This is a genomic window from Inquilinus sp. YAF38, from assembly GCF_052113205.1.
Taxonomy (GTDB): Bacteria; Pseudomonadota; Alphaproteobacteria; order DSM-16000; family Inquilinaceae; genus Inquilinus.
Window position 1 is genome coordinate 1 of sequence record NZ_JBFRCU010000034.1, and the last position, 13134, is coordinate 13134.

The 13134-nt window shown below is 69.8% G+C and carries 12 protein-coding genes; 10 read left to right on the top strand and 2 right to left on the bottom strand.

From position 1 onward, the window contains the following. Positions 1 to 169: 169 nt before the first annotated feature. Positions 170 to 1075, bottom strand: coding sequence for a LysR family transcriptional regulator (locus AB4Z01_RS16875; protein WP_441695630.1), 906 nt, complete (start codon positions 1073 to 1075; stop codon positions 170 to 172). Between the two features lie 161 nt (positions 1076 to 1236). Here AB4Z01_RS16875 and AB4Z01_RS16880 point away from each other — a divergent pair, with 161 nt between their 5' ends. The 3 genes from AB4Z01_RS16880 to AB4Z01_RS16890 are packed head-to-tail and all read left to right on the top strand — an operon-like array spanning position 1237 to position 5533. Continuing rightward, positions 1237 to 4827, top strand: coding sequence for an ABC transporter ATP-binding protein (locus AB4Z01_RS16880; RefSeq protein ID WP_441695632.1), 3591 nt, complete (start codon positions 1237 to 1239; stop codon positions 4825 to 4827). A 47-nt stretch (positions 4828 to 4874) separates the two neighbouring features. Next, the gene (locus tag AB4Z01_RS16885) at positions 4875 to 5294 is read left to right on the top strand and encodes a putative toxin-antitoxin system toxin component, PIN family (protein WP_441695634.1); all 420 of its coding nucleotides are present in this window, start codon (positions 4875 to 4877) and stop codon (positions 5292 to 5294) included. Beyond that, complete coding sequence (locus AB4Z01_RS16890) at positions 5291 to 5533, top strand: toxin-antitoxin system HicB family antitoxin (RefSeq protein WP_441695636.1); 243 nt, start codon at positions 5291 to 5293, stop codon at positions 5531 to 5533. Before AB4Z01_RS16885 ends, AB4Z01_RS16890 begins: the two co-directional genes overlap by 4 nt. A gap of 6 nt (positions 5534 to 5539) precedes the next feature. Here the strand turns inward: AB4Z01_RS16890 and AB4Z01_RS16895 are convergent, their stop codons facing one another. Continuing rightward, a complete protein-coding gene (locus tag AB4Z01_RS16895) occupies positions 5540 to 6523 on the bottom strand; it encodes an ABC transporter ATP-binding protein (protein ID WP_441695638.1) in 984 nt (327 codons plus the stop codon). 99 nt (positions 6524 to 6622) lie between these two features. Here AB4Z01_RS16895 and AB4Z01_RS16900 point away from each other — a divergent pair, with 99 nt between their 5' ends. The 7 genes from AB4Z01_RS16900 to dnaJ all read left to right on the top strand — a co-directional run bounded on the left by AB4Z01_RS16900 (position 6623) and on the right by dnaJ (position 13043). Then, positions 6623 to 6814 (top strand): zinc-finger domain-containing protein, encoded by a 192-nt coding sequence (locus AB4Z01_RS16900; protein ID WP_441695640.1) that lies wholly within the window; start codon positions 6623 to 6625, stop codon positions 6812 to 6814. Between the two features lie 16 nt (positions 6815 to 6830). After that, on the top strand, positions 6831 to 7184 hold the full coding sequence (locus tag AB4Z01_RS16905; protein WP_441695642.1) for an MmcQ/YjbR family DNA-binding protein: 354 nt from the start codon (positions 6831 to 6833) through the stop codon (positions 7182 to 7184). Between the two features lies 1 nt (position 7185). Continuing rightward, positions 7186 to 8169: a DNA polymerase beta superfamily protein gene (locus AB4Z01_RS16910; RefSeq protein ID WP_441695644.1), complete on the top strand. Its 984-nt coding sequence runs from the start codon at positions 7186 to 7188 to the stop codon at positions 8167 to 8169. Beyond that, positions 8166 to 8969 carry a nucleotidyltransferase domain-containing protein gene (locus AB4Z01_RS16915; RefSeq protein WP_441695646.1) on the top strand — a complete coding sequence of 268 codons (804 nt, stop codon included), beginning with the start codon at positions 8166 to 8168 and terminating at the stop codon, positions 8967 to 8969. Before AB4Z01_RS16910 ends, AB4Z01_RS16915 begins: the two co-directional genes overlap by 4 nt. Before the next feature lie 72 nt (positions 8970 to 9041). Continuing rightward, a complete protein-coding gene (locus AB4Z01_RS16920) occupies positions 9042 to 9668 on the top strand; it encodes a rhomboid family intramembrane serine protease (protein ID WP_441695647.1) in 627 nt (208 codons plus the stop codon). A gap of 197 nt (positions 9669 to 9865) precedes the next feature. Next, a complete protein-coding gene (gene dnaK, locus AB4Z01_RS16925; RefSeq protein ID WP_441695649.1) occupies positions 9866 to 11785 on the top strand; it encodes a molecular chaperone DnaK in 1920 nt (639 codons plus the stop codon). A 133-nt stretch (positions 11786 to 11918) separates the two neighbouring features. Continuing rightward, on the top strand, positions 11919 to 13043 hold the full coding sequence (dnaJ, locus tag AB4Z01_RS16930) for a molecular chaperone DnaJ (protein WP_441695651.1): 1125 nt from the start codon (positions 11919 to 11921) through the stop codon (positions 13041 to 13043). Positions 13044 to 13134 lie beyond the last annotated feature (91 nt).

Here is a 13134-nt window from a genome sequence, read left to right on the forward strand (position 1 = left end):
KGACCAACCCTCACCCGGACATCCTGACGGATGTCCGACCTCTCCCGCCAGGCGGGAGAGGCAACGCGTGCAAGAACAGGCGATTGCCCTTCGGGACCGGGCGGAAGCTGTCATGACGGATCTGTCGCTCACCAGCATGGCCCTATTTCAACCGCCGGCGGCGGCAGGATCAAGGCGTCGCGACCTCCTGCAGCCGGCCCTCCAGCACATCGCGCCGTTCACGGAACAGGGCGACGAGCGAATCCATCACCCGTCGGACTCGCGAAAGGGCCCGCAGGTCGCGGTGGACCAGCAGCCACTGGTCGACCCCGACCTCCTCCACCACCGGCCGCAGCCGGCGCAGGCCGGGGTCCGGGTCGCCGGCACAGCAGGGCAGCAGCCCCACCGCCTCGCCGCTGCGCACCGCCTGCTGCAGCACCAGCCAGTTGTTGACCCGCACCGCCGGCCGGGCGCCCTGCAACAGCTCCGCCACCCAGGCCTGGCCGGGCATGTAGCTATGCTCCTCGTCGAAGCCGGCCCAGGTCAGGCGGCGCAGCCCTTCCGGCGTCGTGTCGGCAACCTCATGGCCGCGGCCGGCATAGATCGCGTACTCGACCCGGCCCAGCCGCCGCGCCACCAGGCTCGACACGTCCGGCACCTGCTCGCGGATCAGCAGGTCGGCCTCGCGCCGCGACAGGTTGGCCAGCATGTGGCTGGCCGCCAGCTCGATCTCGATGCATTGCAGGCCGCGCCGCAGCGGCGGCAGGTGGTCGGCCAGGAAGCCCGTCATCGCCTCACCGGCCGAGACCCGGACCGTGCCATGCGCGGTGTCGCCGAGCCCGGCGCTGCGCCGCTGGATCGATTCGGCGGCGCGCTCCATCGCCTCGGTGTCGGCCAGCAGCTCCTCGCCCGCCGCGGTCAGCACGAATCGGTCCGGCAGCCGATCGAACAGCCGGGCGCCGATCGACTCCTCCAGGCTGCGCACCCGCCGCGCCACGGTCGGGTGGCTGACCTGCAGCCGCCGCGCCGCCGCGGTCAGGTTGCCCTCGCGCGCCAGGGTCAGGAACACGCGCAGATCGTCCCAGTCGGCGGCCATGGCTCGCATCTCCTGCCTCGATATGCCTGAACAGAAACGTACAGCCTGTCCTCGAATTTGTCGAATTCCGTTCACCAGCGTTCACGATATCGTCAGGTCGGGGCCGGCCCGACCCATCCGACGACAGGCGACCGGCAGCATCATTTCATCAGAGGGATGCGATGCATTTCGAACCGCGCCTGTGGAAGTTCACGGAAGGAGTCCGCCTCCGCATCGCCGGGGCGGTGGCGGTCGGCCTGGTTTCGGTGGCGCTCGGCGTCGCCCGGCTGGCCCTGCTGGGCTGGCTGATCGGCCAGGTCTTCGCCGGCCGGCCGCTGGCCGAGCTGGTGCCGTCCATCGTCTTGATCGCCGGAATCATGGTGCTGCGCGGCGTCGCCGAATACGGAAGGGTGATGGTGGCACATGAGACCGCGTCGCGGGTCCAGGCCCGGCTGCGGCGTACCATCTTCGACCGGATCGCCGCGCTGGGGCCCGGCACCGTCGCTCGCCGCCGCTCCGGCGCGCTGACCCTGTCGCTGATCGACGGGGTGGAGCAGCTGGAGGTCTATTTCGGCCAGTTCCTGCCGCAGTTCCTGATCGCGCTGCTGACGCCGATCCTGATCTTCGCCGCCATCGCCTTCGTCGACCTGCCGGTGGCCGTGGTGATGCTGGCCTTCGCCCTGATCGCCCTGTTCGGCCCGGCGCTGTGGCATCGGCGCGAGACCGGCAGCTCGCTGCAGCTGCGCCAGGTCTATGCCGATTTCGCCGCCGAGTTCCTGGATTCGGTGCAGGGCCTGGCGACGCTGAAGGCCTTCGGCCAGAGCGGCGCGCGGGGCGCGACCCTGAAGCTCAAGGCGCAGTCGGTGTTCCGCAGCACCATGCGGGTGCTGGGGTCCAATGTGCTGGCCCGCGGCATCACCGACAGCGCCATCGCCAGCGGCGCCGCCGCTGCCCTGGCGCTGGGCGCCTGGCGGGTTGACAGCGGCGCCATGGCCCTGTCGGCGCTGCTGGTCATCCTGATGCTGGGGGTCGAGATCTTCCGGCCGATGCGCGAGCTGCGGTCGGTGCTGCACCAGGGCATGGTCGGCCTGTCCGCCGCCCAGGGCATCTACGGGGTGCTGGATGACACGCCGGAGGTGGCGGATGCCGCCCCGGCGGCGCTGGCCCGGCCGCTGGACCCGACCATCGAATTCGACGGCGTGCGCTTCCGCTATCCCGGCACCCGCCGCACCATCCATGAGGCGCTGAGCTTCGAGGCCAGGGCCGGCGAGCGGATCGGCCTGGTCGGCCCGTCCGGTGGCGGCAAATCGTCGATCGTCCGCCTGCTGCTGCGCTTCTACGACCCGGAGGCCGGCTCGATCCGCCTGGGCGGGCACGACCTGCGCGGCCTGTCCTTCGCCCAGATCCGGTCGATGATCTCAGTGGTGAACCAGGACACCTTCCTGTTCCACGGCACGGTCGAGGACAACATCCGCATGGGCCGGCCGGAGGCCACCGAGGCCGAGGTCGAGGCCGCCGCCCGCGCCGCCAACATCCACGGCTTCGTCCAGTCGCTGCCGCAGGGCTATCGCACCGTGGTCGGCGAGAAGGGCGTGAAGCTGTCCGGCGGCCAGCGCCAGCGCGTCGCCATCGCCCGCGCCCTGCTGCGCGACACCCCGATCCTGGTGCTGGACGAGGCGCTGTCCGCGGTCGACGCCGAGAACGAGGCTGTGATCCAGGAGGCGCTGGACCGGCTGATGCAGGGCCGCACCACGCTGGTGCTGGCGCACCGCCTGTCGAGCGTGATCGGCTGCGACCGCATCCTGGTGCTGGACCGCGGCCGGGTGGTCGAGAGTGGCCCCCATGCCGCACTGATGCAGCAGGGCGGCGTCTATGCCGGGCTGATGGCCGAGCAGGCGCGCGAATCCGCCGCCAGCACGATCATCGACACGCTGGGCATCGACTCACCCGTCGCCGCCCGCACCGCCGAGTCGGCTCCGACTGCGCCCGGCGCCGCGTCCAAATCGGAGACCGAGGGCATCCTCAAGGCCGAGGGACTGGGCTGGGGCCGGCTGGTGGCCGAGCTGATGAAGCTGGCCATGCCCTGGAAGGGCAAGCTGGCCCTGACCTTCGCCTTCGGCGTGCTGCGCGTCGTCAGCTTCATCGGCGTCGGGGTGCTCAGCGCCCTGGTCCTGCTGGCGCTGAAGAACGGCGAGCCCTATGGCGGGCTGCTCTGGGCCCTGGCCGTGGTGGCGCCGCTGTCCGGCGTGCTGCACTGGCTGGAATCCTGGATCGCGCACGACATGGCCTTCCGCCTGCTGGCCGACATGCGCGGCGACGTGTTCCGCAAGCTCGATGCCCTGGCCCCGGCCTATCTGGTGCGGCGGCGTACCGGCGACCTGATGGCGCTGGTCACCCACGACATCGAGCTGGTGGAGTATTTCTTCGCCCACACCGTGGCGCCGGCCTTCGTCGCCGTGCTGGTGCCGGCGGCGGTGCTGGCGGTGCTGGTCTGGGCCAGCCCGTGGATCGCCCTGGCGCTGCTGCCCTTCCTGCTGGCGGTGGCCGTCAGCCCGTTCCTGATGCGCGGCCGGGTCGACACGCTCGGCTCCGAGTCGCGGGAGGCGGCCGGCGAGCTCGGCGCCTTCGCCGTCGACTCGGTGCAGGGATTGGGCGAGATCGTCGCCTTCCAGCAGGAGGGCGCGCGCGGCGACCGTTTGGACGCGCTGTCGCAGCGCTTCATCCGGCTGCGCCTGCCCTTCTTCGCCGAGCTGACCCGGCAGCAGAGCCTGCTGGAGATCCTGACCGGCCTGGGCGGCCTGGCCGTGGTGGTGACCGGCGCCGCGCTGTCGACCCATGGCGCGATCGACCCCGGCCTGCTGCCGCTGCTGACCATCCTGGCCATGGCCGCCTTCCTGCCGGTGTCGGAGATCGCCCAGGTCGGCCGCCAGCTGGCCGACACGCTGGGCGCCACCCGCCGCATCTATGGGCTGAAGGCCGAGCCGGTGCCGGTCTTCGACGGTCCGGGCGTGCCGGACCATTCCGGCCCGGCGGCGCTGACGCTGCAGGGCGTCGGCTTCACCTATCCGGGCCAGGGCCGGCGCGCCCTGTCCGGGGTGACGGTGGAGATCCCGGCCGGCAAGACCGTGGCGCTGGTCGGCACCTCCGGCGCCGGCAAGACCACCACGGCGCAGCTGCTGATGCGGTTCTGGGACGTGGATGAGGGCCGGATCCTGCTGAACGGCGCCGACCTGCGCGACTACGAGCTCGACGATCTGCGGCGGCGCATCGCCCTGGTGGCGCAGGACACCTACCTGTTCAACGACACGCTGCGCGCCAACATCCTGATCGCCCGGCCGGAGGCGAGCGAGGCGGAGCTGGCGGCGGCGATCGGCCACGCCTCTCTGGCCGAGCTGGTCGAGACCCTGCCCGAGGGGCTCGACTCGCCGGTCGGCGAGCGCGGCACCGCCCTGTCCGGCGGCCAGCGCCAGCGCGTCGCCATCGCCCGCGCCTTCCTGAAGAACGCCTCGGTGCTGATCCTGGACGAGGCGACCTCGCATCTCGACACGGTGAACGAGCAGGCGGTGCGCCGGGCGCTGGACCGGCTGCAGGCCGACCGCACCACCATCGTCATCGCCCACCGCCTTTCGACCGTGCGCGACGCCGACCTGATCGTGGTGCTGGACGAGGGCCGGGTGGCGGAGACCGGAACCCATGCGGCGCTGCTGGTCCGCGGCGGCCTCTACGCCCAGCTGGTCTCCCGCCAGCTCGCCTCGGCCCAGGCGGCGCAGTAGGTGGATGATCATGGTTTCATATCATCCGCGATATGATATGATGGTTGATGATACGAGCGGTTCTCGACACCAACATCCTGGTTTCAGCCCGTCGCAGCCGGATGAGCGCCTCTAACGCGCTTCTCCGTGCGGTCGATCAGCGACGCTTTCGGATGTTGGCAAGCGTTCCGCTCTTTCTGGAGTATGAAGCCGTGTTGTGCCGGCCCGAGCACCTGCTGGCAGCCCGTCTGACGCCCGAGGCGGTCGCGGGATTCCTGGACTATCTTGCCGGGCTGGTCGCACCGGTGAGGCTGCACTATCTGTGGCGGCCGCAACTCGGCGACGTGGCGGACGAAATGGTGCTGGAAACGGCGATCAACGGCCGAGCGGACTGTATCGTGACCTTCAACACCGGGCATTTCACACCGGCAGATCGGTTCGGGATCGAGATCGTCGCGCCTGCAGAGCTGCTGAGGAGGATCGGATGAGCAAGGCCAACTATGCGCTGCGGCTTCAGCCTTCGCTCAAGAGCGCGGCTGAGCGCTTGGCGGCGGCGGAAGGCACCAGCCTGAATCAGTTCATCAACGTTGCCGTGGCCGAAAAGCTGTCGGCGCTCGAAACGGAAGAATTCTTCCGGAAGCGGGCGGCCGCGGGAGACCGGGCAGCGTTCCTGCGCTTTCTCGACGAGGCCGGTGACGAGCCGCCGGCCGATGCGGACGCCGGCTGAGGCAATCTACTCCCCCGCCGCCTTCCGGGCCGCAGCGGCGCCTTCACCGGTCAGCTGCAGGAAGATGTCCTCCAGGTCGGTCTCCTCGGTGGTCAGGTCGGCGATGCGCACGCCGGCCTGGTCCATCAGGTTGAGAAGGTCGCCCAGCCGGGTCTCGCTCGGCCGGTAGCGCACCACCAGCCGGGTCGCGTCCGCCAGCTCCATGCCGCGGGCGGCCAGGGCCGGCGGCAGTGCGTCCAAGGGCTCGCTCAAGCTCACCACCAGGGTCTTGCTGTCGACGCTGGACAAGAGGTTGGTGGTGCTGTCGCAGGCGACGATGCGGCCCTGATCGATGATCGCGATCCGGTCGCACAGCTCTTCCGCCTCCTCCAGGTAATGCGTGGTCAGCACGATGGTGGTGCCGGCCCGGTTCAGCGCCCGGACATGGGCCCACAGGCTGCGCCGCAGCTCGATGTCGACGCCGGCGGTCGGCTCGTCCAGCACCAGCACCGGCGGCGAATGCACCATCGCCTTGGCCACCATCAGCCGCCGCCGCATGCCGCCCGACAGGGTGCGGGCATAGGCGTCGGCCTTGTCGGCCAGGCCGACTGCGGCCAGGAGATCCGCGGTGATCCGCTCCTTCTTCGGCACGCCGTACAGCCCGGCCTGCAGGTCCAGCAGCTCGCGCGGGGTGAAGAACGGGTCGATGTTCAGCTCCTGCGGCACCACGCCGATCGCGGCCCGCGCCTGGCGCGTCGCCCGGGCGATGTCGAAGCCCCAGATCCAGGCATCGCCCGCGGTCTTGGTGACCAGGCCGGCCAGGATGTTGATCAGGGTCGACTTGCCGGCGCCGTTCGGGCCCAAGAGGCCGAAGATCGAGCCGGCGGGGATGTCGAGATCGATCGGGTGCAGCGCCAGCTTGTCCGGCTGCTTGTTGCGCCCGCGATAGGTCTTGGTCAGGCCGCGCAGGCGGATGGCGCTCTCGGGTGCGGCGTTCGGCGCGGCATTCATGATTATCGTGAAACAGTTGATCGGCCGGACGCCATGGGTATCATCCGGCCGGAATCCGGGCAATCATCGCCCGTCATGCCCTTGCCGCCAGGAACAGCCATGCAGCCCGCCACCCTCCAGCCGTCCGAAGTGATCGAGGTCGACCGCGATGTCGAGACCGTCGGGTGCGACGGCGGCGGCGCGCCGCTGGGCCACCCGATGGTCTATTACCCGATCGGGCATGAGCACGAGGTGGTGTGCAACTATTGCGGCCGCCGCTTCGTCCGCAAGGCCAACCGCCACGGCCACTGACCGCGCCGAGGGCGCGGTGACGCCCGAAACGGTCGAGGCATTCTGCCTGACCCTGCCCGGCGCGGCCCTGAGCGTGCAATGGGGCGGCGCCCATGTGTTCAAGGTCGGCGGCAAGATCTTCACCATCCTGGCCGGGATGTCGCGCGGCGCGCCCGAAGCCTGGTTCAAGGCGTCGGACTTCTCCTACATCCTGCTGGTCGAGCAGCCGGGCATCCGCCCGGCGCCCTATCTGGCCCGCGCTAAATGGGTGGCGGCGGCGCTCGACGCCCTGCCGCCGGACGACCTGCAGGCCTATCTGCGCGAGGCGCACCGCCTGGTCCTGGCCAAGCTGACCCGGGCAGCCCGGGCGGAGATCCTGGGGGCGGGGTGAGATGCGCATCCTGGTCGAGATGCGGTGCGGGTCGCATCTGTACGGCACCGCAACGCCCGATTCCGACATCGACCTGAAGGCCGTCTACCTCCCGGCGGCGCGCGATCTGCTGCTGCAACGGGTTCCCGCCACAATCGTGGACTCCCGCCCGAAGGAACATGGCGAACGCAACCGGCCCGGCGATGTCGACCGGGAGGTGTTCAGCCTGCAGCGCTATCTGGATCTCCTGGTCGGCGGGCAGCCCATGGCGATCGAGATGCTGTTCGCCCCGGACAGCGTGATGACCGTCCCGCCGGACGGGATCTGGCGCGAACTTCAGGCCGCGGCGCCGCGGCTGGTCAGCCGGCGGGCCGCGTCCTTCGTCCGCTATTGCCGGCAGCAGGCCAACAAATACGGCATCAAGGGCTCCCGCGCCGCCACCGCTCGGCAGGCCCTGGCCGTGCTGGAAGCCGCGGAGCGTGCCTATGGCGCCGGCAGCCGCCTGGACCAGGCCGAGGCCATGCTGGAGACGCTGGCCGCCGCGGCCGAGCATGTCGCCCTGGTCGACATCGAGGTCCAGCCCGGGCGCTTGGCGCGGCATCTCGACATCTGCGGTCGCAAGGCGCCGTTCCATGCCTCGATCAAGACGGCGCGGGAGCTGGCGGCACGGCTGGTGGCCGAATACGGACAGCGGGCGCTGGAGGCGGAACGCCAGCAGGGCATCGACTGGAAGGCGCTGTCGCACGCCGTGCGGGTCGGGCACGAGGCGCTGGAGTTGTTCACGACCGGCCGCCTGAGGTTTCCCCTGGCCACGGCAGACCATCTGTTGCGGATCAAACGCGGCGAGCTGCCCTATGCCACCGTCGCCGAGGAGATCGAGCTGCTGATGGAGCGGGCCGAAGCGGCCGCCGCGGCATCGATCCTGCCCACGGAGCCGGATCTGGCCGCCGCCGAGGCCATGGTTGTGGGAGCGCATCGCCGGCAGATCCTGGAAGAGGGCGCATGACGCAGGATCCTATGATCGACGAGGGGATGCGGGAGCGCATCGGCCCGATCCTGGACGAGATCGAGCGACGCGAAGGCGTTCGCATCCTGGTCGCGGTGGAATCGGGCAGCCGCGCCTGGCGCTTCGCGTCGCGCGACAGCGACTACGACGTCCGTTTCATCTATGTCCGGCCGATCGCAGACTATCTTTCGGTCGAGACCCGGCGCGACGTGATCGAGCTGCCGGTCGACGGCACGCTGGACGTGAACGGCTGGGATCTGCGCAAGGCTCTCGGCCTGATCGCCAAATCGAATGCCGTCGTGACCGAGTGGCTGAGCTCGCCGGTGGTCTATCGGCGCGACGAGGACACCGGCACCCTTCTAAACGGCCTGGCCAGGGCGTGCGCGCATCTGCCGGCGCTGGCCTATCACTACGACCGCTCCGCCCGCCGCGCCTGGGCGCCGGGAGACGATCCGGTCAGGCTGAAATCTTACTTCTATGCGTTGCGGCCGGCGCTGGCCCTGGATTGGATCCACCGCAAGGCGGCACCGCCGCCGATGGACCTGCCCAGCCTGATGGAAGGTGCCCCGTTGCCGGACGATCTGCGCGAGGACGTGGCTATGCTGCTGCTTCGCAAGCGGGCTGCCACCGAATCCGACATGGCCGCCCGCATCCCGTCGCTGGAGGCCTATCTCACCGCCGCACTCTCCGAGATGGCGCCGCGGCCGGGCATCTGGGACCATGCCCCGGCCATCAGGGCGGCGGACGAGGCATTCCGGGCGCTGCTGCTGCCGCCAGGGGCGGATCCCGGCCCGGCGTGACGGATCGCGGGCTTCCGATCCGACCGGCACTCCTGTAAGAGGCGGGACCCGTCTCAGAGCGCCCGAGGGGCCATGCCGCGCCAGCCGATCTTCAACGTCCCGCCGATCACGCTGTGGCTGAGCGGCGTGATGGTCGCGGTTTTTGCCATCATCCACCTGCTGCCGGAATCGATCTGGGCGCCGGTCGTCTACCGCATGGCCGTGGTCCCGGCCTTCTTCGGGTATCTCGACCAGCTGCCGCCGCTCGACGCGCTGACGGTGGTCGCGTCGCTGGTGTTCTACGCGCTGATCCACTACGAGCCGATCCACCTGATCGCCAATCTCGGCTTCTTCCTGGCCTTCGGCAGCGTCTGCGAGCGGCATTTCGGCCCGCGCCGCTACGCCGTGCTGCTGCTGGGCACCACCGTGGCCGCGGCCCTGGTGCAGGTCGCCGCCAGCTGGGGCGCCGAGACCACGCTGATCGGCGCCTCCGGCGCGGTGTCGGGCTGCATCGCCGCCTTCTGCCGGCTGGCCCTGGCCCGGCATGACCCGGCCGGGCGGCGCCTGGCGCTGAACCTGATCGGCTTCACCATCATCGCCAACGGCCTGTTCGCGCTGATGGGCGGCGGCTTCATGGGCCTGGACGCCCAGATCRCCTGGCAGGCCCATATCGGCGGCTTCCTGGCCGGTCTCCTCCTCGGCGCGCCCCGCCGGGTTTGATGGGCCGGACGTGACGCGGCGGCCACAGCCGTCCCGGTCGGTCACAATCCTGCAGACTCCACGTTGCAGCGCGAGGACGCCCCGCCTATATGCACGGGGAAGCAAGAGCCGCCTTCCGGGGCGGCATGGAAACATTGGGGGTCCCGGCGGTGCCTCACCGAGGGCCAGCCGCGACCTGCTGAAGGAATGAGGAAGAGATGAGCAAAGTCATCGGTATCGACCTCGGCACGACCAATTCCTGCGTCGCCATCATGGATGGGGCCCAGGGCCGGGTGATCGAGAATGCGGAAGGCGCGCGCACCACGCCGTCGATCGTCGCCTTCACCGAGTCGGGTGAGCGGCTGGTCGGCCAGGCGGCGAAGCGCCAGGCGGTGACCAACCCCGAGAACACCATCTTCGCGGTCAAGCGCCTGATCGGCCGCCGTTACGACGACCCGATGACGCAGAAGGACAAGGGCCTGGTCCCGTACCAGATCGTGTCCGGCGACAACGGCGACGCCTGGGTCGAGTCGCGCGGCCAGAAATACGCCCCCAGCCAGATCTCCGCCTTCACCCTGATGAAGATGAAGGAGACGGCCGAGAATTTCCTGGGCGAGAAGGTGACGCAGGCCGTCATCACCGTCCCGGCCTATTTCAACGACAGCCAGCGCCAGGCCACCAAGGACGCCGGCCGGATCGCCGGGCTCGAGGTGCTGCGCATCATCAACGAGCCGACGGCGGCCGCCCTGGCCTATGGCCTGGACAAGAAGGCGTCGGGCACGATCGCGGTCTACGACCTCGGCGGCGGCACCTTCGACATCTCGGTGCTGGAGATCGGCGACGGCGTGTTCGAGGTGAAGTCGACCAACGGCGACACCTTCCTGGGCGGTGAGGATTTCGACGCCAAGATCATCGACTACCTGGCCGAGGAGTTCAAAAAGGAGCAGGGCATCGACCTGCGCCGCGACAAGCTGGCCTTGCAGCGCCTGAAGGAAGCGGCCGAGAAGGCGAAGATCGAGCTGTCCTCCTCGGTCCAGACCGAGGTGAACCTGCCGTTCATCACCGCCGACGCGTCCGGCCCGAAGCACCTGAACATCAAGCTGACCCGGGCCAAGCTCGAGGCGCTGGTCGACGACCTGATCCAGCGCACGGTCGAGCCGTGCCGCGCCGCGCTGAAGGATGCGGGCCTGAAGGCCAGCGAGATCGACGAGGTGATCCTGGTCGGCGGCATGACCCGCATGCCCAAGGTCATCGAGACGGTGAAGCAGTTCTTCGGCAAGGAGCCGCATCGCGGCGTCAACCCGGATGAGGTCGTGGCCGTCGGCGCCGCGATCCAGGGCGGCGTGCTGAAGGGCGAGGTCAAGGACGTCCTGCTGCTCGACGTCACCCCGCTGTCGCTGGGCATCGAGACGCTGGGCGGCGTGTTCACCCGGCTGATCGAGCGCAACACCACGATCCCGACCAAGAAGAGCCAGACCTTCTCGACCGCCGAGGACAACCAGACCGCGGTGACCATCCGCGTCTTCCAGGGCGAGCGCGAGATGGCGGCCGACAACAAGATCCTCGGCCAGTTCGACCTGGTCGGCATCCCGCCGGCCCCGCGCGGCATGCCGCAGGTCGAGGTCACCTTCGACATCGACGCCAACGGCCTGGTCAATGTCAGCGCCAAGGACAAGGCCACCGGCAAGGAGCAGGCGATCCGCATCCAGGCCTCGGGCGGCCTGTCGGACGGCGACATCGACAAGATGGTCAAGGACGCCGAGGCCAACGCCGCCGGCGACAAGAAGCGCCGCGAGGCGGTCGAGGCGCGAAACCATGGTGACGCGCTGGTCCATTCGACCGAGAAACAGCTGGCCGAGTTCGGCGACAAGGTCGACGCGGCCGACAAGGCGGCGGTCGAGGCTGCGATCGCCGACCTGAAGTCGGTGCTGTCGAGCGAGGACGCCGACCAGATCAAGGCCAAGACCGATGCCCTGGCCCAGGCGGCGATGAAGATCGGCGAGGCCATGTACAAGGCCAGCCAGGAGTCGGGCGCGGCGCCGGAGGGCGGCGAGCAGGCTTCGGCGAAGCCGGATGACGGCGTGGTCGACGCCGATTTCGAGGAAGTCGACGACGACAAGAAGAAGAAGTCGGCGTGACCGCGGTCGCATGACCACGACACACTGACAAGGGGCACACCGCCCCCGCGAGGGTCCGTGACGGACCGCGCGGGGGCGGTTTTCATCCGGGCCGGGGCCGCCAGGGCTCTCCCGGTTCGGCACGAGGATCGGCATGGCGAAGCAGGATTTTTACGATCTGTTGGGGGTYGCGCGCGGCGCCGGCGCGGATGAGATCAAGAAGGCCTACCGCAAGCTGGCGATGCAGTATCACCCGGACCGCAACCCGGGCGACCAGACCGCCGAGCACAAGTTCAAGGAAATCAACGAGGCCTACGACGTCCTGAAGGACGAGCAGAAGCGTGCTGCCTATGACCGCTTCGGCCACGCCGCCTTCGACGGCGGCGCCGGGCCGCGGGGCCCGGGCGGGGCCGACTTCTCCGGCGGCTTCGCCGACATCTTCGAGGAGATGTTCGGCGATTTCATGGGTGGCCGCCGCGGCGGCCAGCGCGCCCAGGCCGGGCGCGGCGCCGATGTCCGCTTCAACCTCGAGATCACGCTTGAAGAGGCCTTCGTCGGCAAGCAGGCCACGGTCAAGGTGCCGTCCTCGGTGGGCTGCGAGGTCTGCGACGGTTCGGGCGCCGAGCCCGGCAGCCAGCCGGTGACCTGCCCGACCTGCGGCGGCGCCGGCCGCGTCCGCGCCTCCCAGGGCTTCTTCACGGTCGAGCGCACCTGCCCCGGCTGCGGCGGCCAGGGCCGGGTGATCAAGAACCCGTGCCGGAACTGCAGCGGCTCCGGCCGCGTCCGCAAGGACAAGACGCTGAAGGTCGACATCCCGCCGGGGGTGGACGACGGCACCCGCATCCGCCTGTCGAACGAGGGCGAAAGCGGCATGCGCGGCGCCCCGCCGGGCGACCTGTACATCTTTCTGTCGGTGCGGCCGCACGCCCTGTTCCAGCGCGACGGCGCCGACCTGTTCTGCAAGGCGCCGATCCCGATGACCATTGCGGCGCTGGGCGGCCCGATCGAGATCCCGGCGATCGACGGCGGCCGCGCCAAGATCACGGTGCCGGCCGGCACCCAGTCCGGCGCCCGCTTCCGCCTGCGCGGCAAGGGCATGTCGGTGCTGCGCTCGGCCGGCCGCGGCGACATGTATGTCGAGCTGCAGGTCGAGACCCCGGTCAATCTGAGCAAGCGCCAGCGCGAGCTGCTCGAGGAGTTCGAGCGCGAGGGCGGTGGCGGCACCAGCCCCGAGAGCCAGGGCTTCTTCGCCAAGGTGAAGGAGTTCTTCAAGGAGTAGCGGCGGCGTCAGCCGGCCGCCATTCCCCTTCTGTCATCACCGGGCTTGACCCGGTGATCCAGGGACCGCAAAGAGCCGAGGCATCCTCTCC

Bases quoted from the DNA above. Each gene is read 5' to 3' on its own strand.
- AB4Z01_RS16875 (WP_441695630.1), bottom strand. From the start codon at position 1,075: ATGGCCGCCGACTGGGACGATCTGCGCGTGTTCCTGACCCTGGCGCGC.
- AB4Z01_RS16900 (WP_441695640.1), top strand. From the start codon at position 6,623: ATGCAGCCCGCCACCCTCCAGCCGTCCGAAGTGATCGAGGTCGACCGC.
- AB4Z01_RS16880 (WP_441695632.1), top strand. From the start codon at position 1,237: ATGCATTTCGAACCGCGCCTGTGGAAGTTCACGGAAGGAGTCCGCCTC.
- AB4Z01_RS16910 (WP_441695644.1), top strand. From the start codon at position 7,186: ATGCGCATCCTGGTCGAGATGCGGTGCGGGTCGCATCTGTACGGCACC.
- AB4Z01_RS16915 (WP_441695646.1), top strand. From the start codon at position 8,166: ATGACGCAGGATCCTATGATCGACGAGGGGATGCGGGAGCGCATCGGC.
- AB4Z01_RS16895 (WP_441695638.1), bottom strand. From the start codon at position 6,523: ATGAATGCCGCGCCGAACGCCGCACCCGAGAGCGCCATCCGCCTGCGC.
- AB4Z01_RS16890 (WP_441695636.1), top strand. From the start codon at position 5,291: ATGAGCAAGGCCAACTATGCGCTGCGGCTTCAGCCTTCGCTCAAGAGC.
- AB4Z01_RS16885 (WP_441695634.1), top strand. From the start codon at position 4,875: ATGATACGAGCGGTTCTCGACACCAACATCCTGGTTTCAGCCCGTCGC.
- dnaK (WP_441695649.1), top strand. From the start codon at position 9,866: ATGAGCAAAGTCATCGGTATCGACCTCGGCACGACCAATTCCTGCGTC.